This window comes from Bradyrhizobium sp. ISRA436, assembly GCF_029910015.1.
In the GTDB taxonomy this organism is placed as follows: domain Bacteria; phylum Pseudomonadota; class Alphaproteobacteria; order Rhizobiales; family Xanthobacteraceae; genus Bradyrhizobium.
On record NZ_CP094519.1, the window covers coordinates 759,559 to 784,477 of the forward strand.

Genomic DNA, 24,919 nt, shown 5'->3' on the forward strand with positions numbered 1-24,919 from the left:
GGGTTCGCGGCATGACGGTCGACGCACAGAGTTTCAAGCAGGCCATGCGCCATTGCGCCGGTGCCGTCGCGCTGGTGACGGTCGGCAGCGAGCCCGGACGACGGACCGGCCTGACCGTGACCTCGGCCTGCTCGCTCTCGGACAATCCGCCGTCGGTCCTGGTCTGCGTGAACCGCAATGCCAGCGCGCATGAGCGCATCCGCGAGGAGCGCCATTTCGTCGTCAACTTCCTGAACGAGGAGCACGCGCTGTTGGCGCTGACCTTCAGCGGCCAGAAGGGCGTGAACGGCGACGACCGTTTTGCGTTTGGGCGCTGGGCCACCGGCGCGACGGGTGCCCCGGTGCTGGAAGATGCGGTGGCCGCCTTCGATTGCGTGCTGACGCAAGAGCTCGAGACCAAGACCCATTCGGTCTTCATCGGGGAGGTCAAGCATGTGCGCGCCGCGACCGCGGTCGATCCGCTGGTCTATCTGCGCAGCGGCTTCCACAGCGTGCGCGACATCCGCGATCCAGTCACGCTCGGCGACATCGACGCACGGCGTGTGAGCTGGAACGAGTTTTCCTGATCGCTTGACGGAATCGGCGATCGATTGGGTCGCGCAATAACAATTTCTCCATTCGTCATGCCCGACCTCGTGCCGGGCATCCACGCCTTTGCGTCCTGGAGCGCAAAGACGTGGATGGCCGGGACGAGCCCGGCCGTGACGGAAGCAGTCGCAACGCGATCAGCTAGCCATTCAGGCCCGATCTTCAACGCTTGATCTTCCGATACAGCATCGCAACGGCTCAGCTTCAACGCCTTCGCCGCCTCGGTCACGCGCCCGCCGCTGGCCGACAGGCTTGGATCGCTTCATACCGCTTTTGATGGCGTTGGCTCGGCGCGGCAACGTGGCGGTCAGCCGGGCCAACGCCCATGTGAGGCGTCAATTTCCTTGCTGAAGGCCGCCGACGCTACGCTGCTATGACCCCGGCGTTTTCACGTCCAGTTTGATGTTCAGGAGGTTGACCCCTTTGAACGGGTTCGGCGCGCTGTCGATCGTTCCCGTGCCCGTCGCGTTCGCATAGGCGCCCGTGCCCGAAAGGATCGTATATTCGCCATGCGATTTTCCGTCTTTGACCGCGCCGGTGTAACGCGCCGTGATCGAGCCATCCTCGAACGTGTAGGTGCTGTAGCCGAAAAATGGGCCCGAGCCCTTGAGCATGTCTCCTGAATGGACGAACTCTTTCACCCCGATACGGCCATCCTTGAAGACGGCGACACCGAAGAACTTGCCGGAAACGATCGTCTGCCCCTCGACGTTTGCCGCCTCGATGACCTTGACGTCCATCGGCTTGGTGACGAGCTTGAACTCGAGCACCTTCTCACCTGCTACGGCAGTTGACGCCGCAGCGACGAATGCCACGCTGGAAACAAAAATGGTGATAAAATTCCGCATAGACTCCTCCTGCGTTTGCTGAAATCAACTCAAGGAGTGCACAGCGGGCTGTACGTCATGCCCAGCATTTGCGTTGCAGCACGAAAGAGAGCCCGCGGTGATATCCCGGCAGCGGCTGAAGCTTTCGGTACCCCAGCATATTGGCCGGGATGCACCTATCAGTCTACGCGATGGGAAAAGGTTCAGCAAGCGTAGCCCCGGAGGAGCCAACGGGGCGTGCAAATGCGTGCCCGCCCGTAGCATGCTATAGTGTGATTGCGTGCGAGGGATTGATGAGAGCGCGTGAGCTCACCAATCCTTCTTCCCGCTGCCGTGGTCGGCCCGCGCGCGGCAATCATCGAGGCTTCCGCGGATCGGCGTTCCCATGACGATTGCCACCGACAAATCCTGAAAGCGGCAAGAGCGTCTTAAGACACCTCGTCACCGACAAGGAGGATCATCCATGAAGATCGTTGTGATCGGCGGTACCGGACTGATCGGCTCGAAGACCGTGGCCATTCTGCGTCAGCGCGGCCACGAGGTCGTCGCTGCTTCTCCGAAGAACGGCATCAACGCCATCACCGGCGAGGGGCTCAAGGAAGCCATGGCCGGCGCGACTGTCGTGATCGACCTGGCCAATTCGCCCTCCTTTGAGGACAAGGCGGTGATGACGTTCTTCGAGACCTCCGGCCGCAACCTGCTTGCCGCGGAGTCGGCGGCCGGTGTCGGGCACCATGTCGCGCTTTCGATCGTCGGGACCGACCGGACGCCCGACAATGGCTACTTCCGCGCCAAAGTGGCGCAGGAGAAACTGATCGTGGCTTCCGGTATTCCCTACACCATCATCCGCGCGACCCAGTTCATGGAATTCCTCGGGGCCATCGCCGCCGCGGGTGCGGATGGAAACACAGTCAGGCTCTCACCCGGCCTGTTCCAGCCGATCGCAGCGGAAGACGTTTCCGCCTTCGTTGCCGATGTGGCGCTCGAGCCGCCGCGCAACGGCATCGTCGAGATCGCAGGTCCAGAGCGAGCGCCGTTCAACGAAATCATCGCCCGCTACCTGAAGGCAACCGGGGACCCGCGCGAGGTGGTGAGAGACCCTGAGGCCCTCTACTGGGGCGGCCGGGTCGAGGAGCATTCGCTCGTGCCCTTGGGCGAGGCGCGCCTCGGCCGCATCGATCTGAACGAGTGGCTGCGCCGCTCACGGGCGGGAGCCTGAACAGGCGACCTCAGCCGTCCAGCCCGATCTTCAACGCCTTGATCTTTCGGTACAGCGTCGCGCGGCTCAGCTTCAACGCTTTCGCGGCTTCGGTCACGCGCCCGCCACTTGCGCGTAGCGCTTCGGCGATCGTCGCGCGCTCGGTCGCGGCGTGATCCTGCTCCGCGCTGCCGCCGCCCATCGGCGGCAGATCGAGATCGGCCTCGGCGATGACGCCATCCTCTGCGGTGCAGCCGGCGAGCCGCAGCACGTGGCGGAGCTGGCGCATGTTGCCGGGGAAGGGATAGGAGATCAGCCGTGCCCAGGCGGGCGGCGAGATGCGGCAGTTCGGCGCTTCCTCAGCCGCTATCTGCGCGATCACCTCCTGCCTGTCGGCGCGCTCGCGCAAGGCGGGCAGCCGGACCTCCATGCCGCGCAGCCGGTAATAGAGGTCGGAGCGGAAGCTGCCGTCCTCCGCCATCTTCGCGAGGTCGCGATGCGTGGCGCTGATCAGGCGGATGTCGACCGGCACCGGCTTGAGCGCGCCGAGCGGCCAGACCTCGCGATTCTCGAGCACGCGCAACAGCCGCGTCTGCAATGCCAACGGCATGTCGCCGATCTCGTCGAGGAACAGCGTGCCGCCGCTTGCCTGCACGATCAGCCCCTTCGATCCCTCGCGCCGCGCGCCGGTGAAGGCGCCGGCCTCGTAGCCGAACAGCTCGGCGTCGATCAGGCTTTCCGGCATCGCCGCGCAGTTCAGCGCGACATAATTGTTGCGGGCCCGATTGCTCGCCGCATGGATGGCGCGCGCGAACACGTCCTTGCCGGCGCCGGTCTCGCCATGCAGCAGGATCGGCAGATCGAGATTGCCGACCGTCATCAGCCGCTTCACGCCCTTGAGCAGCACGGGATCGCGCCCCGCCAGCCGGTACAGGCCGCTGAACTGTCCTCCCGATGTGTTGCGCGATGGCGCCGGCGTCGGGCGCGGTGACCGCGTGCGCACCGGCGGCGCCACGCGGCCATGTCCCCACGGCGTGCCGTCGGCGCGGCGCAGCGCGACGGCTTGCTCCGGGGCTCGCATTGCCCGGTCGTCGAGCTGGATCAGATGCGACAGGTCGATACCGTCCGATATCATCGCATCGGTCAATCCGAACGCCGCGCGCGCATGGCGGCAGGCGCCGACGACGCGGCGGTCGTCGTCATAGGCGAGCATCCCGTGCCCGTCGCCGGGGAGCGTCGCGATCCAGGAGGCGCGGTAGCGCCGGCGGAAGAACGCGCGCTCGATCCGCCGCGTCGCATCGGTGGTCACGGCGAGCGCCAGCTCATGCGCGCCGCGGCCGAGATCGCTGCGGCATGAGGTGATGTTGACGGCGCCGGCGAGCTGCCCGCTCGGGTCGAACAATGGCGACACCGCGCAGGTGAACATGTGCCACTGCTCGCGGAAATGCTCGTCGCCGTGCACGAGGATCGGCTGCTGCTCGGCGAGCGCGGTGCCAAGCCCGTTGGTGCCTTCGAAGGTCTCGGCGAAGTTTGAGCCGGTGTAGATCTTCCATTCCAGGAACATCCGCGCGTAGTCGCCCTCCGGCAGGCGGCTCACCAGCATCGTGGCGTTGGGATCGGCGAGATTGACGCAGTAGCCGGAGTCGCGCAGCACGCGCGCGAGGTCTTCCAGTTCCGGAATCGCGACCTGGATCAGGTCCTCCATCGGTTCGGCGATGTGCCGGATCTCGGCTTCGGTCAGCGTCTGCGGCGGGCCGCGGCGGGCGGGATCGAGCTTGTGATTGACCAGGCAGCGCCGCCAGGACGTGGCAATCCGCGATTCAGTGTCGACGCCGGCCATCTGATTGGCCGTCGACAAAACACGGGCGACATGATTTGAGGCCGCGAGATTGGCCATCCAGAGGTCTCCACCCTGTATTTTTGCCGAAGTCTGGCAGCCGGCCCGCGAATGTCAATTGGCGGGCGTGGTGGGGGAGGCATTGGGTGGATCAAGCGGAAGGCGGGCGTGGCTTTTGCCGTCATTCCGGGGCGCGCCGATTGGCGCGAACCCGGAATCCCTCGGACCGCAGGTTTGGTCGCGAGATGGATTCCGGGTTCGGTGCAACGCGCCGCCCCGGAATGACAAGAGTGACGGTGCGCGGTTGTTCTATTTTACCTCGCTGGCGGTGAACAGCAGGAACGAACGGCCCACGACCTTGCAGGTGCTGCCGAATTCGAACCGGGCGCTGGGCGCTCCCTCGGGCGCGTTGGTGTCCAATAGCAGCGACCAATGCGGGCCGGCTGATGTCTGCGGCAGCCTGAAATCGACCTCGCCCTCGTAGCTGTTGAACACCATCAGAACGGTGTCGTCCTCGCCCTGGCGCGAAATGGCGGTCTTGCGCGCGCGTCCGTCCAGCACTACGCCGAAGCACTTGATCCAGCCGGTGGTCCAGTCGGATTGCGTCATCTCCGCGCCCGAGGCGTCGATCCAGACGACGTCGCGCACGTCGAGCTGGGCGTCGCGGTCGCCGCTGAGGAAGCGGCTGCGGCGCAGGATCGGGTAGTCGCGCCTGAGCTTGATCATGCGTTTTGTGAAGGTGAGCTGCTTCTCGCGGTCGCCGGTGACGTTCCAGTCGAACCAGGAGATGTCGTTGTCCTGGCAATAGGCGTTGTTGTTGCCGCGCTGGGTGCGGCCGAATTCGTCGCCGCCGAGCAGCATCGGCGTGCCCTGCGCGGCCAGCAATGTCGCCAGCATGTTGCGCTTCTGCCGTTCGCGCAGAGCGATGATGTCGGGATTGTCGGTCGGGCCTTCGGCGCCGCAATTCCAGGAGTGGTTGTCGGACGAGCCGTCGTTGTTGTTCTCGCCGTTGGCCTCGTTGTGCTTGTTGTTGTAGCTCGCCCAGTCGTTCAGCGTGAAGCCGTCATGGGCGGTGATGAAGTTGATGCTGGCCCAGGTGCGGCGCCCCTCGCGGTTGAATACGTCGTGCGAGCCGAGCAGGCGCGGCGCCAGCGCGGCGGGTGACGCCTCGGCGCGCCAGAAGTCGCGCACCGTGTTGCGGAATTTGTCGTTCCACTCGGCCCGCCGGGGTTTGGCTTGGCAAGGAATGCGGCCGTGAGGAACGGTCCTGCAAACCATCGACGCCTTCTGCGCGGAAGCGCTTGACCCATTTGGCGACCGTCTTCGCCGTGACATTGAATTGCAGCGCGGCGGCGGCCTTCGTCAGGCCGCCCTCGATCACGCTCCGCACCATCGCCGCTCGACCTTTCGGCGTCAGAGGCGCATTTCTTGTGGATGTTCATCTGGTCTCCCCGGGGAACCCTGAAGCGTCGCCACCTCAGCTTCCTCGGTTCAGACCAGATGGACAACCTCCTGAAAGCTCACACCTAGTAGCAGGTGTCTCATCAGTAAGGGGCAAGAGCTCTCACTGGTGACGGTGAAAACAAAGCCCAGTCTCGCCGGGGCGAGCACGTATAAGCCGTAACCCATCGCGCAGGGAAAGCCGGGATCGCTCCGGTTTCACCTGTGGTCCTACCTCCCGAGCTTTCCATTTGCACGGGATCCATGGGTGCGATCGGCACCCGGCTTTCCCTGCGCCCTCTGTTCAAGAGAGGCGGAACGAAGTGCAAAGCTCGGACGCAACGCGCCGCGAGAACGCAAAGCCATATCTCCACGACTGTCATCGCCCGCGAAAGCGGGCGATCCAGTATTCCAGAGGCCGCAGTGATTGATCCGAGAGGCCGCAGCGCGCCTCTGTTTGTCGCGCTTCGGAGCAGCCTCGCGTCGGTCGATCGCTGATCTGGCACGTGCCGAGGTTGGGGCGAAAGCCGCGGCACTGCCATGCCAAGCGTGCCGACGGCAGGGACGATAAGTTGTTGTTATCAAGACGAATAAGACAATATTCCGATTGCGGAAACCGGGGGCTGATTTCACCGCGATCCTCGCTTCGTGATCGACCACCTGATGCAAGATTTTGCCGATTGGCATTGGCTTTCGACCAGCGCCGGGCGCATCATGTTCGGCGTCGGCAACGATAGAGCTTCAAGCTGCACGGAGGGAGCAATGACCGAATCGAAGGTTGAGACCGCCAACACGGCAGGCGCTGCGTCGCCACAAGGCGAGAGCGGCGGCCGCAGCGAACTCGCGGTCGCGACCGTCCGCACCGTGCCGATCGATAAAGCGAAGGCGCAGTCGCGCACCGAGCACGACCTGCTCGGCGAGGACGACGTGCCGGCCAACGCGCTGTGGGGCATTCATACCAAGCGCGCGGTGATGAATTTTCCGATCACCGGCGTTCCGGTCGGCCACTTCCCGGAATTCGTTCGCGCGCTGGCGCTGGTAAAGCAGGCGGCCGCGCGCGCCAACAAGAGGCTCGGCTATCTCTCGGCAGAGAAGGCCGAGGCGATCGAGGCGGCCTGCACGCAGATCGCAACCGACAAGGTCTATGCAGAATCCTTCGTCGTCGATGCGATCCAGGGCGGCGCGGGCACCTCGACCAACATGAATGCCAACGAGGTGATCGCCAATGTGGCGCTGCGGCTGATGGGCCGCAAGCCCGGCGACTATCACGCGCTGCATCCGAACGACGACGTCAACATGGCGCAGTCGACCAATGACGCCTATCCAACCGCGTTGCGGCTCGCGGTGATCTTCGCGACCCAGCCGCTGGTGCGCGCGCTCGGTGATCTCGCCTATGCGCTCAAGGGTAAGGCGGTGGAGTTCGCCGATGTCCTGAAGATGGGCCGCACCCAGCTCCAGGATGCCGTGCCGATGACGCTCGGCCAGGAGTTCGACGCCTTCCACGTCACCGTGAAGGAGGATGTCGCGCGGCTGAACGAGATCGTCAGCCTGTTCCGGGAAGTCAATCTCGGCGCGACCGCGATCGGCACCGGCATCAACGCCGATCCGCGCTACGCCGCGCTCGCGGTCGAGGAGCTGTCGCGGCTGTCGGGCCAGCCGATGGTGCTTGCCTCCAACCTGATCGAGGCGACGTCGGATCTCGGCGCCTTCGTGCTGTTCTCCGGCGTGCTCAAGCGCGTCGCGGTTAAGCTGTCGAAGATCTGCAACGATCTGCGGCTGTTGTCGTCGGGGCCGCGCACCGGCATCGGCGAGATCCGCTTGCCGGCGGTGCAGGCCGGCTCCTCGATCATGCCCGCCAAGGTCAACCCGGTCATTCCCGAGGTGGTCAACCAGGTCGCCTTCCTCGTGATCGGGCATGACCTGACCGTGACGATGTGTGCCGAGGGCGGCCAGCTCCAGCTCAACGCCTTCGAGCCGACCATCGGCTATTGCGTGCTGAGCTCGCTGCGGATGCTGACCGCCGCGATCGACACGCTGACCAAGCGCTGCGTCGAAGGCATCGAGGCCGACCGCGAGCGTTGCCGCAGCCTGGTGCAGGGCTCGATCGGCGTGATCACGGCGCTGGCGCCGACGCTGGGCTATGAAGCAAGCTCGCGCGTCGCGCGCCGTGCGCTGAAGGAGAACCGCTCGGTCGCCGACATCGTGCTGGAGGAGAAGCTGTTGACGGAAGCGCAGCTCAACCAGCTGCTCGAGCTCGAGGCAATGACGCGTCCCGCGCGCAGGCAGGGGCCGGCGCCGAAGAGTTGAGGGGGTGGCCCATCCTAGCGGAGGTAGATCGCCAACTCGCTAACCGTGCTGGACGCAGAACATGTGACGAGTTGGGCCCGCGAGGTCGGTTCGCCTCTCCCGCTTGCGGGGTCGAGACGAGCGAAGCTCGCTCTTAGGCCGCATCGCATCGATAGATGTGATGCGGGTAGGGGCTCTCTCCTCGCTGGTACTCCCACCACGGAGACACCCCCCACCCCGACCCTCCCCCGCAAGCGGGAGAGGGGGTGCAGTCCCTTCGCGGCCTACAGCGTCTTGATGAACTCGATCAGCGCGCGCCGCTCGTCTTCCTTCAGCTCCGGCCCGATCACGCCCGGGCGCTTCTCGTTGGAGAATTCGTGCCCGGCATTGGAGTTGCCGCGCTTGGAGGTGTCGAGCAGGAAGCCGTTCCTGATCTTGTCCTTCCAGACATAGCCGAGGTCCTTGGCGTCATATTCCCGGCTGCCGAGATAGAACGTCTTCGGCCGATCCTTCACCGGCGACAGCAGCGCGTAGATCGTCGGCACCGAGCCGTTGTGCAAATAGGGCGGCGTTGCCCAGATGCCGTTGAGGGGACGGACCTTGTAGGCAAGCGGCGCCTGGATCTTGTTCGGCCGGTAGCCGTTGATGCGCTGCTGATCCTCGGGCGGGGTCTTGTTCTGGGCGTACCAGTAACCAACCGTCTTCTCGACCAGCTCGCCCAGCGCCGGACCGAACGCGCCGTCCTTGATCTTCAGATTGGCCGGCGTCTCGACCGTGCGGTTGGCAAGGCCCTCGGCCTGGGCGGGGTCGGTGCCGATGTGGCTGATCGGCACCAGCTCGACATCGAGCAGCGGCTGGCCGGCGTCGTTCTTGGTCCACCACGCCTTGTTCTTGAACAGCGCATAGGCTTCGCTCGCGGGCAGCGCCTTGCTGTCGATTGCCGGACGATGGCACTCCTGACAATGCGTCTTGTAAAGCTCGGCACCCTTCTTCGCGAGGTCCATGTTGATCGGCGGCAGGACGTTCTCCGGCCATTTCGGCGACACCAGGCCGCCAAAGCCCTTGTCCTCGCTCGGCGGGTCGCCGGCGATCATCCGCTCCATTTCGTGTAGCACGTCGATCCGTGCGCTCGACTTGAACAGGCCCTTGTACTCGTCCAGCAAATTGAGGTCGGCGCTGACGCCGAGCGCCTCGCCGGCATTGCGCACCATCGGCTGCATGATCGAGCCGTCATACTGCACCCAGCTGAACCACGGCGCGTTCCAGATCCGCGGGAAATGCACCGGCGCGGAATGCGAGGCATAGTTGTTCGGGTTCTTCAGGTCGAGTGCGAACACCTGGTTGCCGATCCGGTTCAGCGCGTCGAGCCGCGCATAGCCTTCCTCGACGCTGTTGGCGGCGACCTTGTTCTCCAGCGCGTTGATCTCGGCGTATTGCTTCAGCACCAGGTCGAGCTGGCCGCGCAGCGCCATGCGTTCGTCGACGCTTGCGTCCTTGCCGAGAATCTCGTCGGCAAAGCGGGAGAAGCGGCCCGGCCAGAAGCGTGTCAACAGCAGCGACAGTCCGACGCTCTTCTGGAATTCGAACAGGTTGGTGTTGGCCGGCCCGCCGTCGACCACGACCTCGGTGCCGCGATAGGTGAAGCTGCCGGTGTGGCAGGCCGCGCAGGTCAGCCCGATCCCGGTCATGTTGGCCTTGCTGTGCGGATTGCGCCACGGCGCGCCGTTCGCATCCAGCATCGGGCCACCTTGTGCAAAGCCGATCGGCAGCGGATCGGGCTTGCCTGGAATCACCGTATCCGGAATGAAGCCGAAGCGGCCGAGATAGTCGGTGTCGCTGAGGCGGGACGCGGCGGTGAACAGCGGCCAGACTGTCGGCTGCTCCAGCGCCATGAACCATTCATGGGGAATGAGGAAGGTCCGGGTCCCCTGATCGGCGTGGTAGAACCAGCGCAGCCGCTCGGTGCTGACATTCTGGTCCAGCCACACGGTCTTTGCCGGCGGCTGATAGTCGACGGCCCTCACGCGGAAGCCGCTCACCACCGTTTCGATATCGTCCTTGAAGTAGAACACGCCGGCGACAATCAACAGGCCGATGATAACGATCGTCTTGCGAGGCATGCCCCGTCCCCCAGTTCGCGGTCACCGCGTGATATTCATCAGATATTAAAATTCGCCGAAAACAGGTTCGCGTCTGGCGTGTGTCAATCAATGCGCCATCCTATAGTCGCTGCGCTCGGTCTAACAACGGAAATGTTGATCGGCTGTGCTCCAGTTCACTTTCGCCGGCAGGATGCGGCGGCATTTGCGCACATCGCCGCGGAAAGCTAGAAACGATGGATCAATTTGTCTGGAGGCAACGCGTGAACGGCGCCGGCGCGCAACAGCTCACCATCGCAGTCTCTGACGGCAACGTGGTATCCGCGCTGCTGTTGCGGCCGCCGCAGGCGCGCGCGGCTTATGCGTTCGCCCACGGCGCGGGCGCCGGCATGACACATCCGTCGATGGAGACGATTGCAACCGGCCTTGCCGAGCGCGGCATCGCGACGCTGCGCTATCAGTTTCCCTACATGGAGAAGGGCAGCAAGCGGCCGGATCCGCCCGCGGTGGCCCAGGCCACGGTGCGAGCGGCGGTGGCGGAGGCTGCGCGCCGTTGCGGCGATCTGCCGCTGTTCGCCGGCGGCAAATCGTTCGGCGGACGCATGACCTCGCAGGCCCAGGCGAAGGCGCCGCTTTCAGGCGTGCGCGGGCTGGTGTTCCTCGGCTTTCCCCTGCATGCCGCGGGCAAGCCGTCGAACGAGCGGGCCAAGCATCTGGCCGACGTGAAAATTCCGATGCTGTTCCTGCAGGGCACGCGCGATGCACTGGCGGAGCTCGATCTGCTCGAGCCCGTGGTGAAGGAGTTGGGGGCGCGCGCGACGCAGCATCTGGTGCAGGAGGCCGATCACTCCTTCCACGTGCTCAAGCGCTCCGGCCGCAACGATCGCGAGGTGATGGCCGAGGTGCTCGATGGATTCGCGGCGTGGGTCGAGGAGCATTCGTAGCCCGGATGGAGGACAGCGCCCGGTCAGGTTGGAGCTGCGCCATAGATCCGGTCGCGCAGGCGACGCATGCCGGCCAGCCAGCGGTCGCGATTGGCGGCCTTGCGCTGCATGTATTCCTGCACCTGCGGATGCGACAGGATCATGAAGCGCTCCTCCGCCATCGCTTCGATCACCATGCGCGCGACCTCGGCCGGCTGCAGCACGCCATCGACGCGCGCGGCGCTCGGGCCCGGCGTCGTCATGCCGGTTTGCACCGACTGCGGACAGAGCACGGAGACGCGGATGCCGCGGTCGCCATACTGGATGGCGAGATGTTCGGCGAGCGCGACCGCGGCGTTCTTGGTGACGCCGTAGGGCATCGAGTTCAGCGATGCCAACAGCCCCGCAGCCGACGCCGTGTTGAGCAGATAGCCCGAGCCGCGTGCCAGCATGCCGGGCGCCAGCGCGCGTGCCGCAAACACATGGCTCATCACATGCACTCGCCAGCTGACGTCCCAGTCCGCATCGGAGGCCGCCTCCTGGCCCTTGCGCGACAGGCCGGCATTGGAGAAGAACACGTCGACTGGACCGTATTTGTCTTCGGCGGCGGCGACCAGCGCCTTGATGTCCTCTTCCAGCCCGACATCAGCAGTCACCGCGAGCCCGTCGATATCGCCGGCGACGCTGGCGAGCCGGTCGCGCGAAGTCTTGAGATCGGCGACCACGACGCCGCGTGCGCCGGCCTCGGCATAGGCCCGTGCCACCGCTTCGCCGATGCCGCTGGCGCCGCCGGTGACGACGCAGACCTTGTCTCTGACTTGCATGATTCGATGTCCCGCTTGTGATCCCAGATTGTCAGCCCTGATAGAGCCCCTTGTCACGCGCCTTCTGGATCGCGAGCGCGGCCATCAGATCGAGCATCGGGGTGGCGAGGCCGGCAGCGCGCGCAAACGCCGCCGGCGCGCGGACCAGCACGTCGATCTCCATGGCGCGGCCGAGTTCGTAGTCCTGCAGGATCGAGGGCTTATGGTCCGGCGCGGGACCCGAACGGGTGACGCGCTTGACCTCGGGAATAAAGCGCGTTGCCACCGCATTGGCCTCGTCGAGCAGGCGTGGGATCACATCCTGCATCGACGGATCGTCGCGGACCGCGCGCGCGGTCAGCCCGGTCAGCAGGCAGAGCACCGACAGCGACATGTTGGTGAGCAGCTTCGACCAGATTGTCTCGCGGATCTGCTTCACCACGGGCGATTCGATCGCCGCGTCGCTCAGTGCGCCGCGCAGCCGGGTGATGCGGTCGCTCTGGAGGTCGTCGCACTCGCCGATCAGCAGGCGATTGCGCTCCGGCGAGAGGTTCGCGACGACGCCGGGCGCGATCACCTCGTTGGAGGAGAAGATCACGCCGCCGATGATCCGCTGCTTCGGCACAGTGGCGCGCAACTGCCCGCCGGGATCGAGGAAGCCGAGATCGGGAATCGCCGGATGATCGGCTGGCAGGCCGAGATCGTACCACCAGGGAATGCCGTTCTGCGCGAACACGATTGCGGTGTCGTCCTTGAGCAGCGGCGCGAGCCCGGTTGCGAGCGCGCTGACGCCGGTGGCCTTCAGCGTGCTGATGACGACATCCTGCGGCCCGAGATCGGTCGGATCGGCGGAGGCCTTCACCGGCGCGGTGATGCCGGTGTCTCCGATCTTCAGCGTCAGGCCGCGCGCCTTCACCGCGTCGAGGTGCGGCCCGCGCATCACGCACGCCACATCGTGTCCGGCCTGTGCCAGCCGGACCGCAAAATGGCTGCCGACGGCGCCCGCGCCGAAAATGCAAATGCGCATTGTGGAACTGGTCCCTCGAAGATGCCGCACCAGTTTCCACAAGCGTACGGCCTCGCGCAACCGGTCATGCGTGCAGCGCGGCCCGACACGCCGGAAAGTGATGGATCAACCCATGTGCTGTCAGCCATAGTGTGCGCGTCACGAGATGCCGATGAGGGAGCAACATCCATGTCCGCCAGCCCAGTCCTGTGGAGCCTCGACGAACGCGGGGTCGCGACCGTCACGCTGAATCGCCCGGAGGTCAACAACGCCTATGACGGCGCGCTGATTCAGGGTGTGCTCGCCGCGATCGACGATCTCGCGACCAAGCCGTTGCGTGTGGTCGTGCTCAAGGGCAACGGCAAGCATTTCCAGGCGGGCGCCGACCTGAAATGGATCAACGGCGTGCGGCCGAAGTCATTCGAAGAGAACGAGGCGGCGTCGCGCGCGACCTTCGAAGCGGTTCAGCGCCTCAACACGCTGTCGGTTCCGACCGTGGCCCTGGTGCAGGGCGGCTGCTTCGGCGGCGGCACCGGCGTGATCGCAGCCTGCGACATCGTGGTCGCGGCCGACAACGCGCTGTTCTCGATCACCGAGGTACGCTGGGGGCTGACCGCGGCGATCATCATCCCGCAGCTCTGCGATGCCATCGGCGTGCGGCAGGTGCGCCGCTACGCGCTGACCGGCGAACGCTTTGGCGCCGAAGATGCGCGTCGTATCGGCCTCGTGCATGAGGTGGTGCCGCTCGCCGAGCTCGAGAGCGCGGGCGCCAGATTCGTGGAGCAATTGCTGGCCAATGCGCCGGACGCGCTGACGGAGACCAAGCAACTGGCGATGGAGAGCTCGTTCGGCGGCATGGCGGTCGACGACGAAGGCTATAAGCGCCTCGTCCGCCTGCACTCGGCCAAGCGGCAAACCGAAGAGGCAGCGGAAGGCCTTGCGTCCTTTGCCGAGAAGCGCGCGGGCCGCTGGGGCGGCGGCAAGGCGTAGGAGCAAGGCACCATCGCATCACAGCGACTGCGACAGCGACGTCTTCAATGTCTTCAGCAGCGCCTGCACCGCCGCCGCATCAATGCGGCGCTCCGGAACGGTGGCCTTTACCCACAGTTCCGGAATCGGAAACTCGGCAAGCACCGGCTGCAACGTACCCTCGCGCAACGCATCCACGACGAGATAATGCGAGAGCAGCGCTATGCCGTTGCCGGCGATCGTGCTCTGCGTCAGCACGCGGCCCTCATTCGAAGAAAGATAGGGCCGCACCTGGATGTTGATGCGGCCGCGGGGTCCCTCGAACGGCCATTCCGGGCCGGTCGGCAGGAAGCTGAGGCAGCGGTGATCGACCAGATCGCGCGGATGTTTGGGTGTGCCATGCTTCCGAAGGTATGCGGGCGAGGCGCACAACAGCCGCGGCAGGCGGCACAGCGGCTCATCCACGACGCCGCCGAAAGAATGCGGGAAGGCGCCGATCGCGATGTCGAATCCCTCCGTCACCGGATCGACCGGGCGATCGATCATCACGATCTCGAGCCTGACGCTCGGGTTCTGGGTCTGGAACGCGGTGAAGGCATCGGCGAGCCGCGCCACCGTCAGCGAGGTCGGCGCCTTGATGCGCAGATGATCGGTGAGGTCGCGATCCTTCTCGCCCATCCGCGACAGGAGATCGCCGACATCGGCAACGACGCCGCGGGCGCGGTGGACATATTGCTGCCCGGCCTCGGTCAGCCGCAATTGGCGGGTCGAGCGGTGAAATAGCGCGGTGCCGATCCGATCCTCGAGCTGGGTGACGCGCTTGGCGACCACCGACGTCGCGACGTTGAGTTTTCGCGCGGCAGCGGAAAAGCCGCCGGTGTCGGCGGTGGCGAGAAAGGCTTCCAGGTTGACCAGCGTGTCCATAACCTTTCTCGATTCGAGAAAGCTGATTACATAATTTGGTGGATTGTAGTCCAATTCGCATCAATTCATAGTCAGAACAACCAACTTGTTCAGGGCGGAAATGATGCGGGCAATCGCCATCGAAGAACCTGCACGGCAGGTCCCGGTCTACGGCGAATATGATGTGGTGGTGCTCGGCGGCGGGCCGGCCGGCATCACGGCCGCCGTCGCGGCGGCGCGCACCGGACGGCGGACCCTGCTGATCGAGCGCTACGGATTTCTCGGCGGCATGGGCACCGCGGCGGGGGTGACGAACTTCTGCGGGCTGCATGCCAACGTCTTCGGCGAGATGCATCGGGTGGTGCAGGGCATCGCCTCGGATTTGCTAGCGCGGATCGACCGGCTCGGCGGGCTCAACACGCCGCATCTGATCCTCGGCAAGATCCTCGCGCAGGCCTACGATACCGCGGCCTACAAGATTGCGGCCGACGATCTGCTCGCGCATCACAAGGTTGATATTCTGTTCCACGCGCTTGGCGCTGGCGTCGTGATGGAGGGGCTGCGCATCCGCGCGCTGATGGTGGAGACCAAGGCCGGCCGGCAGGCGGTGCTGGCGAGCATCTTCATCGATTGCTCCGGCGATGGCGATCTCGCGGTGTGGGCCGGTGCTCCCTTTGAAGTCGGTGACAATGCCGGCAGCATGCTTTACCCCTCGATGATGTTCCGCCTCAACGGCATCGACCCAGCCAAGGCGGGGGACGCGTGGCGGAGCATTCCGGAGCGGATGGCGCAGGCGGAAGCCGCCGGCACGCACAAGTTCCCGCGCAAGGCCGCGATCGTGCGGCCGCAGAAATCGCAGATCGAGTGGCGGGTCAACTTCACCCAGCTCGCACGGAGTGACGGCAGCGCGATCTCGGGCATCGATCCCGACGACATGACCCGCGGCGAGATCGAAGGCCGCCGCCAGGCGGTCGAGGCCTTCGCGTTCCTGCGCACGCTGCCCGGCTTCGAAAACTCCTACATCCTCGACCTGCCGCCGCAGCTCGGCATCCGCGAGACGCGGCGCGTGGTCGGCGGCTATATGCTCTCCGGCGAGGACGTGCTCGGCTGTGCTTCGTTCGAGGATTCGATCGGCGTCAATGGCTGGCCGAAGGAATCCCACGTTCCGGGTGACGTCGTCTTCGAATTTCCACCGATCCCCCAATCGCGCGGCTACAATGAATTGCCGTACCGCATGCTGGTGCCCGAGGGTGTCGACAATCTCCTGATGGCCGGCCGCTGCGCCTCGATGACCCATGAGGGGCAATCGGCCGCGCGCGTCTCCGGGGCCTGTTTCGTGATGGGCGAGGCGGCGGGAACCGCAGCGGCCCTGGCACTTTCGGGCAATACGATTCCACGCGACATTTCGGTCGAAAAGTTGCAACAACAGCTCAAGACGCTGGGCGCCTTCATCGGGCACGATCAGGCGGTCCCTGTGGGGGTTTAGAATTCGCATGTTCGCGCCTTGCGGACGGTGCCGAGGCGGAGGGAAGGGAATGAAGGTTTGGGCGCGGCTCGCGGTGGCGGGTCTGCTGATGCTGGCTGCGAGCGGGGTCGCGCGGGCCGATGATTTCCTGAAAGCCAAGATCGGCGTGCTGCGCCTGTCGTCCTCGGCGCCGGTGTTCATCGCGCAGGACAAGGGCTATTTCCGCGACGCCGGCCTCGACGTCGAGCTGAAATTCTTCGATGCGGCGCAGCCGATCGCGGTCGCGACCACGTCCGGTGACGTCGATGTCGGCATCACCGCGTTCACCGCCGGGCTCTACAATCTCGCCGGCAAGGGCACACTGAAGGTGATCGGCGGTATGAGCCGCGAGAAGGCCGGCTATCCCTTGATCGGCTATTTCGCCAGCAACAATGCCTATGCCGCCGGCCTCAAGTCGCCGAAGGATCTCGCCGGCAAGCGGGTGGCGGTGACCCAGGTCGGCTCCAGCTTCCACTATTCGCTCGGCCTGCTCGCCGACAAATACGGCTTCAAGCTGTCCGACGTGAAGGTCGTGCCGCTGCAGTCGCTGTCGAACGCGGCCGCGGCGCTGAAGGGCGAAACCGTCGACGCCGCGCTGCTCCCGGTCTCGACGGCGCGGACGCTGATGGATTCCAACGGCGCGAAATTGCTGGGCTGGGTCGGCGACGAGACGCCGTGGCAGCTCGGAGCGGTGTTCGCCTCGCCGAAGACGCTCACCAACGCAAAGCTGGCGACCAAGCTGCTCGCTGCGCTCGCCCGCGCCGACCACGAGTATCACGACGTAATCCTGGCTTCGATCAAGAACGGTGTTGCACCGATCGACGTGAGGACCAAGCCGCTGCTCGAGATCATCGCCAAATACACCAACCTGCCTGTCGAGCAGGTGGTCGGCAATTGCGCCTATATCGATCCTGACGGCAAGCTCGACGTGAAGAACGTCGATAACCAGATCAAGTGGCTGCAGGAGCAGGGTTTCGTCGACAAGGGTTTCGATGCCAACGCGATCGTCGCCAAGGACTACGTGAAGGTGGATTGATGCGAAGCCGCAAACACCCTACTCAACCCGTCATCCTGAGGAGCGCGCACTTGCGCGCGTCTCGAAGGATGCCCGGCCGAGCTGCTGCATCCGGGCCGTCGATCTTTCGAGACGCGCTTCGCACTCCTCGGGATGACGGATCGACAGTGGAAAGTGCAGCGGCATGGACCTGATTGCCGACCGTATCAGCCATCGCTTCGGCGCGCTCGACGTGCTCGACGATGTCTCCTTCACGGTTCGCGCCGGCGAAGTCGTCGCGATCGTCGGCCCGTCCGGCTGCGGCAAGAGCACGCTGTTGTCGATCCTCGGCGGCCTGCTGCGGCCGAGCAAGGGCGCGGCCGAGCTGCGCGGCGCGCCGCCGGCCGACAGCCTCAATCCGCTGACCTTCGTGTTCCAGGATTTTGCGCTGCTGCCCTGGAATACGGTGGAGCAGAACGTCGCGTTTCCGCTGCTGCACACGAGCTTGAGCGCCGGCGAGCGCCGCGCCGTGATCGACGATGCGCTCCGCCGCACGGGACTGTCGGATTTCCGCGCGACCTATCCGAAGCAGCTTTCCGGCGGCATGCGCCAGCGCGTCGGCATCGCGCGGGCGCTCGCGGTGCGGCCCGCGATCCTGCTGATGGACGAGCCGCTGTCGGCGCTGGATTCGCAGACCCGCGAGCTCCTGATGGAGGATTTCGTCCGTCTGCTTGCCGATGGCGAGATGGGCGCGGTCTATGTCACGCATAATCTCGAGGAAGCGGTGCGCCTTGCGGACCGCGTCGTCGTGCTGTCGCGCCGTCCCGGCCGCATCACGGAGATCGTGACTATTACGATGACACGGGCCGAGCGCGCGGTTGCCGATGCGCGTGGCCAGCTCGCAGCGCTACAGGGCGATCTGTGGTCGCTGATCCGCAAAGAGGCGATCGACGCCGAGCGCGAGGTCCAGCATGCTTGATCGCGCGACGGCGGAGACGAAGAAGCAATCCACGGAAGCGTCGCGGCCGGTCGCGTTCCGCGGCGCCGGCTTCACCCCGTCGGGCAGCCGCCATGCCGGCTGGATCGCGCTCGCGATTGTGATCGCGATCTGGCAGCTCGCCGGCAGCGCCGGTTGGGTCAATCCGCTGCTTCTGCCGGCACCTTCGGCGATTGCGGTTGCGATCTACAAGCTCGCGACCTCAGGCGCGCTATGGCAGCACCTCTCTTGGTCGATCATGCGGATCGGCTCGGGCTGGTTGATAGGCACGGTCGCCGGCGTCATTGTTGGCTTCGCGATCGGCCTGTCGACGCTGGCGCGCGGCGTCGGCATCACTTTCATCTCGGCGCTGTTCCCGATCCCGAAAATCGCGCTATTGCCGCTGCTCATCCTGTGGCTCGGGATCGGCGAGGAGCCGAAGATCGCGACCATTGCGCTCGGTGTGTTCTTCTCGACCGCGATCTCGGTCTATAGCGGGGTTGATGCGGTGCCGCGCAACCTGATCCGGATGGCGCAGAGCTTCAACGTGCCGTTCCACGCCATCGTCCGCCGCGTGATCTGGCCGGGCGCGCTGCCGTCGATCCTCGCCGGTTTCCGCATCACCGCTTCGATTGCGCTGCTGCTCGTGGTCAGCGCCGAAATGATCGGCGCGCAATACGGCATCGGCGCCTTCGTGCTGCAGGCCGGCAATCTGATGCAGACCGATCAGCTGCTCGCCGGCGTCGTGATCCTGTCGCTGTTCGGGCTCGCGGTGGGCAAGCTGATCAACTGGATGGAAGCGCGCCTGCTGCACTGGCGGTGAATGTCTCCGTCGTCATTGCGACGAGCGCAGCGACGAAGCAATCCATCTTTCCGTTGCGCCGAACTATGGATTGCTTCGCTTCGCTCGCAATGACGTGGATGACACGCGATCCGTGCCACCAAGCATGCCCGGGCTTGACCCGGCCATCCACGTCTTGGTTGCGGCCCGAAAGGAAGTCGTGGATGCCCGGGTCAAGCCCGGGCACGACGAGGGAAGCGCACCTCACGCGTTACCCCGGTCCTCGCGGAACAAATCAAGCTTCTGCTGCACCGGACGGTCGGAGAACGAGAACAGCACGGAATCGGTGTCGGCCTCGTGGGTGACCCAGTGCCAGCTCGGCACCACGAACAGATCGCGCGGTCCCCATTCGAAGGTCTGGTCGCCGATGCGGGTGCGGCCCTTGCCTTCGATCGCGGCGAATACGGTCGCGTCGGTTGCGCGATAGCGCGCGGTCTTGAAGCCCTTCGGCAGGAGCTGGATAAAGGTGCCGATGGTCGGCATCGCGAAGTCGCCTGTCTCGGGGTTGGAGAATTTCAGCTTCAGGCCGTGGCAGGCATCCCATTCATCGCGTGCCCTGGCCTTCTCCAACGTCTCGCGGGTGTATTCATAGGGGTAGTTGAAGATCGGTGAGGTCTTCGACGCGCGCCTCTGATCGACCGGCAGGAGGTTGCGGCCGTAGCGCGCAAAGCTGTCGCCGGCAGGTTTGGAGATCTTCTGCTGGTCTTCCTTGGCGCTCTCCGCGAACGAGCAATCGAAGAACTGCACCATTGGGATGTCGAGCCCGTCGAGCCAGAACATCGGTTCATTGGTCTCGTTGGAGTGGTCGTGCCAGGTCATCGACGGCGTGATGACGAAGTCGCCGGGCGCCATCGCGGTGCGCTCGCCATCGACGGCGGTGTAGGCGCCCTTGCCCTCGAGCACGAAGCGCAGCGCCGACTGGGTGTGGCGATGGGCCGGCGCGACGTCGCCCGGCACCACCATCTGCACGCCGGCGAACAGCGAGGTCGTGATCCTGGACTGGCCGCGCAGGCCGGGATTCTCCAGCACCAGCACGCGGCGCTCGGCTTCCTTGGCCGTGATCAGCTTGCCGGCCTCGTTCATGTAGTCGCGGATATGGTCGAACTTCCACAGATGCGGGCGGCAGGCGCTGCGCGGTTCTGATGTGACCAGATCGCCCAGCACGTTCCACAGCGCCGAGAGGTTTTCGCCGTCGATCTTCTTGTAGAACGCCTCGCGCTCAGGGGTCTTCTGCACGGCTTCCATGGAGGGCCTCCGGTCATTATCGTTGAGATTGACAGCATACTGACAATATGGATAGCGTCAACGTCACCCAACAGGCCGAACGAGAAAATTGCAGGGAGGTTCCGATGAAGCTGCATGGCTATTTCCGCAGCAGCGCATCCTACCGGGTCCGGATCGCACTCAATCTGAAGGGCTTGACGCCTGAGCACCTGCCGCATCACCTTCGCAAGGGCGAACAGTGCGCGCCGAATTATCTTGCGATCAACCCGCAGGGGCTGGTGCCGACGCTGGAGAACGACACCGGCGCGATCCTGACCCAGTCGCTCGCGATCATCGAGTGGCTGGACGAGACCCATCCCAATCCGCCGCTGCTGCCGCAGGATGCGCTGCGCCGCGCCAAGGTGCGCGCATTTGCACAAGCGATCGCCTGCGACACCCATCCGGTGCAGAACCTGAAGGTGCTGGCGCGGTTGCGTCAGCTTGGCCTGCCCGAAGAGAAGGTGACGGAGTGGGCGGCCTGGGCCAATCGCGAGGGATTGTTGGCCTGCGAGATCCTGATCGCAGAGGAGGCCGGGCCGTTCTGTTTCGGCGATACGCCGACGCTCGCCGATCTCTGTTTGGTGCCGCAACTCGCCAACGCGCGGCGCTTCGGCGTCGACGTCGCGGCCTATCCGCGCCTGCTCAAAGCCGAAGCCGCAGCCAGGCAGCTGAAGGCATTCGCCGATGCCGCCCCGGACAAGCAGCCCGATGCCGAATAACAAGTCATCATCGATCACGATGGACGCGGTCTACACCGCGCCCGGCTACCTGTTCCGGCGCATGCAGCAGATCGCGGTCGCGCTGTTCGTCGAGGAGTGCAAGACGTTCGACCTGACGCCGGTGCAATATGCGGCGCTGATCGCGATCTCGACCCATCCCGGCATCGATGCCACCCGGCTCTCCGCCGTGATCGCGTTCGACCGCTCCACGCTCGGCAGCGTGATCGAACGGCTGGAGAGCAAGGACTTCATCGAACGCAAGCCGGCGCCCGAGGACAGGCGCGTCAAGCTGCTCTACCTCACACGGTCGGGCGCGGCCGTGCTGCGCGACATCATGCCCTCGGTCGACAAGGCGCAGGCGCGGATGTTGCAGCCGTTGAAGCCGGCCGACCGCAAGACGCTGCTGGCGCTCTTGACCCAGCTCGTCGATCTCAACAACGAGGCCTCGCGCGTGCCGCTGCGCGCCGAGGACGCGCTCGAACATCTCGGAAAGCAGGGCTGATGGCGGAGACGAAACCGGTCCTGATCGCGGGCGGCGGCATCGGCGGCCTCGCGGTGGCGCTCGGCTTGGCGCAGAAGAGGATCCGCTCGATCCTGCTGGAAAAGGCCGCCGCGCTCGGCGAGATCGGCGCCGGCATCCAGCTCGGCCCGAACGCCTTCCACGCTTTCGATTATCTCGGCGTCGGCGAGGCCGCACGCAACATGGCGGTCTATATCGATCAGCTCCGGCTGATGGATGCGCTCACCGCCGACGAGATCACGCATATCGACCTCGGCGAAGCCTTCCGCGCGCGGTTCGGCAACCCCTATGCGGTGGTGCATCGCGGTGACCTGCATGGCGTGTTCCTGCGCGCCTGCCAGAACCACGCGCTGATTGAGCTGCGTGTCAGCAGCGAAGTGGTCGGCTACGAGCAGGACGGTTCATCCGTGACCGCGAAGCTCAGCAATGGCGACCGTGTCACCGGGCGGCTCCTGATCGGCGCCGACGGGCTGTGGTCGAACATCCGCAAGCAGGTGACCGCGGACGGTCCGCCGCGGGTCTCCGGCCACACCACCTATCGCTCTGTCATCCCGACCGAGCAGATGCCGGAGGATTTGCGCTGGAACGCGGCGACGCTGTGGGCCGGTCCGAAATGCCACATCGTGCATTACCCGCTGTCGGGCTGGAAGGTGTTCAACCTCGTCGTCACCTATCACAACGATGCGCCGGACCCGGTCGCGGGCAAGCCGGTGTCGGAAGAGGAGGTGATGAAGGGCTTTGTCCATGTCCATGAGCGTGCGCAAAACATCATCCGCCACGGCACCAAGTGGAAGCTCTGGGTGCTCTGCGACCGCGATCCCACCGACCGCTGGATCGACGGCCGTGTCGCGCTGCTCGGCGATGCAGCGCATCCGATGCTGCAATATTTCGCGCAAGGCGCCTGCCAGGCGATGGAGGACGCCGTGTGCCTGTCGCACATGCTGGCCAATCACGACGACCAGGCCGCCGCGCTCGAAGCCTATCGTATCCAGCGTTTCCCGCGCACCGCGCGGGTGCAGCTGATGTCGCGCGCGATCGGCGAGCGCATCTATCACCCCGCCGGCGACCATGCCCGCATCCGCAACGCGATCATGAGCGCGAAGTCGCAGAACGAGTGGTGCGACGACATTGCGTGGCTGTATGGGGGAACAGGGCTGAAGGCCTGACCACGAGCGCTCGTGGGCGGAAGGCTGGAGCCGCAGGCGGACGCCACAACGGGCACCGTGCTTGTGGTAACGCATATCGAGAGAGCACGCCGTGCGACACCTCTCCCTAACCCTCTTCCGCTTGCGGGCAAGGCAATCGCATATGCCGGTTATGCTGCGCGTTCGATCTCTGTGGTTTGGTTGGTCTACCCGCAAACTCGTCATGGCCGGGACAAGCTCCGGCCATGACGACGTGGAAACGTCAGCCCCGGAGCCCGCCGATGTCATATGCGATTACCCTGCTCTTGCGGGGAAGGAACCCGTCCGCCGGTGCGTCACGGGCTAATCACTGATTTGCCCGACGTGGCAAGCCCTCGCAGCAAAAATATTTCTGTTTTCCAGAAGTGCAACTCGGTGTATGAATTGGCTGTCTCACCCGCCTGAGGGGCGCTACGCGATCGTCACGAGTGTTGGGTCGAGATGCGGTGGACGCCGATGTCACGGCTGACGAGCGTGACCGAGGCGGACGACGAAATCGTGCAGGCCTGACGCCCTAAGGTCCGGACTCAATCAGGTCCACCAAATGATAGCGGCAGCAAGATTGACGGCCGAGAGGAAGTTTCTGGCGAGCTTGTCATAGCGGGTTGCAATGCGCCGCCAGTCCTTGAGCCTGCAAAACATGCGCTCGACGAGGTTGCGCCGCTTGTATGCGGCGCGGTCGAACGGATGGAAGCGTTTTCGGGTGGGATTGTTTGGGATGACCGGGGTTGTTCCCCGTTCGATGAGGAATTGCCGCAGTTCGTTCGCGTCATAGGCCGTGTCGGCCGCACAGCAACGCGGTGGTGGCAGAGAGCTGAGCAGGGGCAGCGCCGCGCGGATGTCACCACGCTGACCTGGCGTTACTTCGAGCGCGATGGCGCGTCCGAGACTGTCGCAGACGGCGTGGATCTTGGTGGTCCTGCCACCGCGGGAACGACCGATGGCCTGAGCCTCCGCCCCCCTTTTCCACCGGCCGCCGCACGGTGCGCCTTGGCGGTCGTGGAATCGATGGCCTGGAAGTCGTCATCGGGCGACAGGCCCCGAAGTGCTTCGAACAGATTGCGCCAGACCTCGCGCCGCGACCAGCGGTTCCAGCGATTGTAGACGGTCGTGTAAGGGCCGAACACTGCCGGGCAATCGCGCCAGCGGCAGCCGGACTTCAACACATGGATGATGCCACTGATCACGCGGCGATCATCGACTCGACGAGCGCCGGGCTGATTTTGCGGCAGCAAGGGCTCGATTGCTGCCCACTGCCGATCATTCAACCAAAACTCGCCCGCCATGATCCAAGCCCCGCAAATGCAGAGCTTGAATCATATCTCCACGTAAAATTATACATCTGATTGAGTACAAACCTTAGTGGCAGGTGTCTCATCAGTGGAGGCAAGAGCTTTCACTGATGACGGTGACAACCAAGCCCAGTCTCGCCGGGGAGAGCACGTATAAGCCGTAAACCATCGCGCGGGGAAAGCCGGGATCGTTCCGGTTTCACCTGTGGTCCTACCTCCCGAGCTTTCCATTTGCTCGGGACCCATGGGTGCGATCGGCACCCGGCTTTCCCTGCGCCCTCTGCTCAAGAGAGCGCGAAACGAAGTGCAAAGCTCGGACGATTTGCGTCGCGAGAACGCGGATGTATGACTCACAAATCGCGCAACACACTTGCTGTCGTCCCGGCCTTCGCCGGGACGACAGCGGTGGGTCTGGCGCGACATCGGCTTACGGCTCTCGCCCGAACGACATCAGCGTAAGCGTCATCCGCCGCTGCACGACGGAACGGTGGATTACGCCTTCGGCCAATCCTCCCCAGTGTGTGCCCGCCTGTCAGCTCACGTCAGCGGTCAAGCTGCGCTTCTCTCGTGATCTTCCAAGGATCGATGCTGCTCGGCCTTCCAGGCGTCGAGGTCTCCAGGCAGCAGCTCGGGTTCGCGTTCAGCGTCCTTCCTTGGGCTGACGGCCAGGCCAATGAGTCCAACCACTACGAGAAGGGTTCCGGCAATGATCAACCAGTGCGGCAATTCCAACAATGGCATGGCGAT

The 24,919-nt window shown here is 64.9% G+C and carries 21 protein-coding genes and 2 pseudogenes; 12 read left to right on the plus strand and 11 right to left on the minus strand.

Annotated elements, in window-relative coordinates; all coding sequences use genetic code 11:
• Positions 1-11 precede the first annotated feature (11 nt).
• Positions 12-566 carry a flavin reductase family protein gene (locus MTX23_RS03555; RefSeq protein ID WP_280977967.1) on the plus strand — a complete coding sequence of 185 codons (555 nt, stop codon included), beginning with the start codon at positions 12-14 and terminating at the stop codon, positions 564-566.
• Between the two features lie 393 nt (positions 567-959).
• Here the strand turns inward: MTX23_RS03555 and MTX23_RS03560 are convergent, their stop codons facing one another.
• The gene (locus MTX23_RS03560; protein WP_280975259.1) at positions 960-1,436 is read right to left on the minus strand and encodes a hypothetical protein; all 477 of its coding nucleotides are present in this window, start codon (positions 1,434-1,436) and stop codon (positions 960-962) included.
• Positions 1,437-1,878: 442 nt separating this feature from the next.
• On the opposite strand from MTX23_RS03560, the gene MTX23_RS03565 reads away from it, so the two are divergent.
• Complete coding sequence (locus MTX23_RS03565) at positions 1,879-2,634, plus strand: SDR family oxidoreductase (RefSeq protein WP_280975260.1); 756 nt, start codon at positions 1,879-1,881, stop codon at positions 2,632-2,634.
• Positions 2,635-2,644: 10 nt separating this feature from the next.
• Here MTX23_RS03565 and MTX23_RS03570 read toward each other — a convergent pair whose 3' ends face one another.
• From MTX23_RS03570 to MTX23_RS03580, 3 genes and pseudogenes are all read right to left on the minus strand, one after another.
• Positions 2,645-4,510: a sigma-54-dependent Fis family transcriptional regulator gene (locus MTX23_RS03570; protein ID WP_280975261.1), complete on the minus strand. Its 1,866-nt coding sequence runs from the start codon at positions 4,508-4,510 to the stop codon at positions 2,645-2,647.
• Positions 4,511-4,759: 249 nt separating this feature from the next.
• Positions 4,760-5,671: pseudogene (locus MTX23_RS03575) on the minus strand (glycogen debranching enzyme GlgX); the annotation flags it as partial.
• 25 nt (positions 5,672-5,696) lie between these two features.
• Positions 5,697-5,843, minus strand: a pseudogene (locus MTX23_RS03580) (leucine zipper domain-containing protein); the annotation flags it as partial.
• Positions 5,844-6,652: 809 nt separating this feature from the next.
• Between MTX23_RS03580 and MTX23_RS03585 the strand changes: the two are divergent.
• Positions 6,653-8,197: an aspartate ammonia-lyase gene (locus MTX23_RS03585; protein ID WP_280975262.1), complete on the plus strand. Its 1,545-nt coding sequence runs from the start codon at positions 6,653-6,655 to the stop codon at positions 8,195-8,197.
• Between the two features lie 263 nt (positions 8,198-8,460).
• Here MTX23_RS03585 and MTX23_RS03590 read toward each other — a convergent pair whose 3' ends face one another.
• The gene (locus tag MTX23_RS03590) at positions 8,461-10,296 is read right to left on the minus strand and encodes a di-heme-cytochrome C peroxidase (RefSeq protein WP_280975263.1); all 1,836 of its coding nucleotides are present in this window, start codon (positions 10,294-10,296) and stop codon (positions 8,461-8,463) included.
• A gap of 242 nt (positions 10,297-10,538) precedes the next feature.
• Between MTX23_RS03590 and MTX23_RS03595 the strand changes: the two genes are divergently transcribed.
• Positions 10,539-11,219 (plus strand): alpha/beta family hydrolase, encoded by a 681-nt coding sequence (locus MTX23_RS03595; RefSeq protein ID WP_280975264.1) that lies wholly within the window; start codon positions 10,539-10,541, stop codon positions 11,217-11,219.
• A gap of 23 nt (positions 11,220-11,242) precedes the next feature.
• Here the strand turns inward: MTX23_RS03595 and MTX23_RS03600 are convergent, their stop codons facing one another.
• Positions 11,243-12,022, minus strand: coding sequence for an SDR family oxidoreductase (locus tag MTX23_RS03600; protein WP_280975265.1), 780 nt, complete (start codon positions 12,020-12,022; stop codon positions 11,243-11,245).
• Positions 12,023-12,053: 31 nt separating this feature from the next.
• Positions 12,054-13,028 carry a ketopantoate reductase family protein gene (locus MTX23_RS03605; protein WP_280975266.1) on the minus strand — a complete coding sequence of 325 codons (975 nt, stop codon included), beginning with the start codon at positions 13,026-13,028 and terminating at the stop codon, positions 12,054-12,056.
• Positions 13,029-13,196: 168 nt separating this feature from the next.
• Here MTX23_RS03605 and MTX23_RS03610 point away from each other — a divergent pair, with 168 nt between their 5' ends.
• Positions 13,197-13,997, plus strand: a complete 801-nt coding sequence (locus MTX23_RS03610) for an enoyl-CoA hydratase-related protein (RefSeq protein ID WP_280975267.1) — start codon at positions 13,197-13,199, stop codon at positions 13,995-13,997.
• Between the two features lie 18 nt (positions 13,998-14,015).
• Here MTX23_RS03610 and MTX23_RS03615 read toward each other — a convergent pair whose 3' ends face one another.
• Positions 14,016-14,900, minus strand: coding sequence for a LysR family transcriptional regulator (locus MTX23_RS03615; protein ID WP_280975268.1), 885 nt, complete (start codon positions 14,898-14,900; stop codon positions 14,016-14,018).
• A 103-nt stretch (positions 14,901-15,003) separates the two neighbouring features.
• On the opposite strand from MTX23_RS03615, the gene MTX23_RS03620 reads away from it, so the two are divergent.
• The 4 genes from MTX23_RS03620 to MTX23_RS03635 all read left to right on the plus strand — a co-directional run bounded on the left by MTX23_RS03620 (position 15,004) and on the right by MTX23_RS03635 (position 19,176).
• Positions 15,004-16,365: an FAD-dependent oxidoreductase gene (locus MTX23_RS03620; RefSeq protein WP_280975269.1), complete on the plus strand. Its 1,362-nt coding sequence runs from the start codon at positions 15,004-15,006 to the stop codon at positions 16,363-16,365.
• A gap of 49 nt (positions 16,366-16,414) precedes the next feature.
• On the plus strand, positions 16,415-17,419 hold the full coding sequence (locus tag MTX23_RS03625; RefSeq protein WP_280975270.1) for an ABC transporter substrate-binding protein: 1,005 nt from the start codon (positions 16,415-16,417) through the stop codon (positions 17,417-17,419).
• A 163-nt stretch (positions 17,420-17,582) separates the two neighbouring features.
• A complete protein-coding gene (locus tag MTX23_RS03630) occupies positions 17,583-18,356 on the plus strand; it encodes an ABC transporter ATP-binding protein (RefSeq protein WP_280975271.1) in 774 nt (257 codons plus the stop codon).
• A complete protein-coding gene (locus MTX23_RS03635) occupies positions 18,349-19,176 on the plus strand; it encodes an ABC transporter permease (protein ID WP_280975272.1) in 828 nt (275 codons plus the stop codon). Before MTX23_RS03630 ends, MTX23_RS03635 begins: the two co-directional genes overlap by 8 nt.
• A 222-nt stretch (positions 19,177-19,398) precedes the next feature.
• On the opposite strand, the gene gtdA is transcribed toward MTX23_RS03635, so the two are convergent.
• Positions 19,399-20,439 (minus strand): gentisate 1,2-dioxygenase, encoded by a 1,041-nt coding sequence (gene gtdA, locus MTX23_RS03640; RefSeq protein ID WP_280975273.1) that lies wholly within the window; start codon positions 20,437-20,439, stop codon positions 19,399-19,401.
• 104 nt (positions 20,440-20,543) lie between these two features.
• Between gtdA and maiA the strand changes: the two genes are divergently transcribed.
• From maiA to MTX23_RS03655, 3 genes are read left to right on the plus strand one after another with little or no spacing between them, the layout of a single operon-like run.
• Positions 20,544-21,176 carry a maleylacetoacetate isomerase gene (gene maiA / locus MTX23_RS03645; RefSeq protein ID WP_280975274.1) on the plus strand — a complete coding sequence of 211 codons (633 nt, stop codon included), beginning with the start codon at positions 20,544-20,546 and terminating at the stop codon, positions 21,174-21,176.
• The gene (locus tag MTX23_RS03650) at positions 21,166-21,678 is read left to right on the plus strand and encodes a MarR family transcriptional regulator (RefSeq protein ID WP_280975275.1); all 513 of its coding nucleotides are present in this window, start codon (positions 21,166-21,168) and stop codon (positions 21,676-21,678) included. Before maiA ends, MTX23_RS03650 begins: the two co-directional genes overlap by 11 nt.
• The gene (locus MTX23_RS03655; protein WP_280975276.1) at positions 21,678-22,862 is read left to right on the plus strand and encodes a 3-hydroxybenzoate 6-monooxygenase; all 1,185 of its coding nucleotides are present in this window, start codon (positions 21,678-21,680) and stop codon (positions 22,860-22,862) included. The genes MTX23_RS03650 and MTX23_RS03655 overlap by 1 nt, the downstream gene beginning before the upstream one ends.
• Before the next feature lie 549 nt (positions 22,863-23,411).
• On the opposite strand, the gene MTX23_RS03660 is transcribed toward MTX23_RS03655, so the two are convergent.
• Positions 23,412-24,166, minus strand: a protein-coding gene (locus tag MTX23_RS03660; protein ID WP_280972604.1) for an IS5 family transposase whose coding sequence is annotated in 2 segments (ribosomal slippage) — positions 23,412-23,833 and positions 23,833-24,166 — 756 coding nt in all. Because the reading frame shifts where the segments join, the coding sequence is not laid out codon by codon here.
• Positions 24,167-24,721: 555 nt separating this feature from the next.
• Positions 24,722-24,913, minus strand: a complete 192-nt coding sequence (locus MTX23_RS03665; protein WP_280975277.1) for a hypothetical protein — start codon at positions 24,911-24,913, stop codon at positions 24,722-24,724.
• Positions 24,914-24,919: the final 6 nt, after the last annotated feature.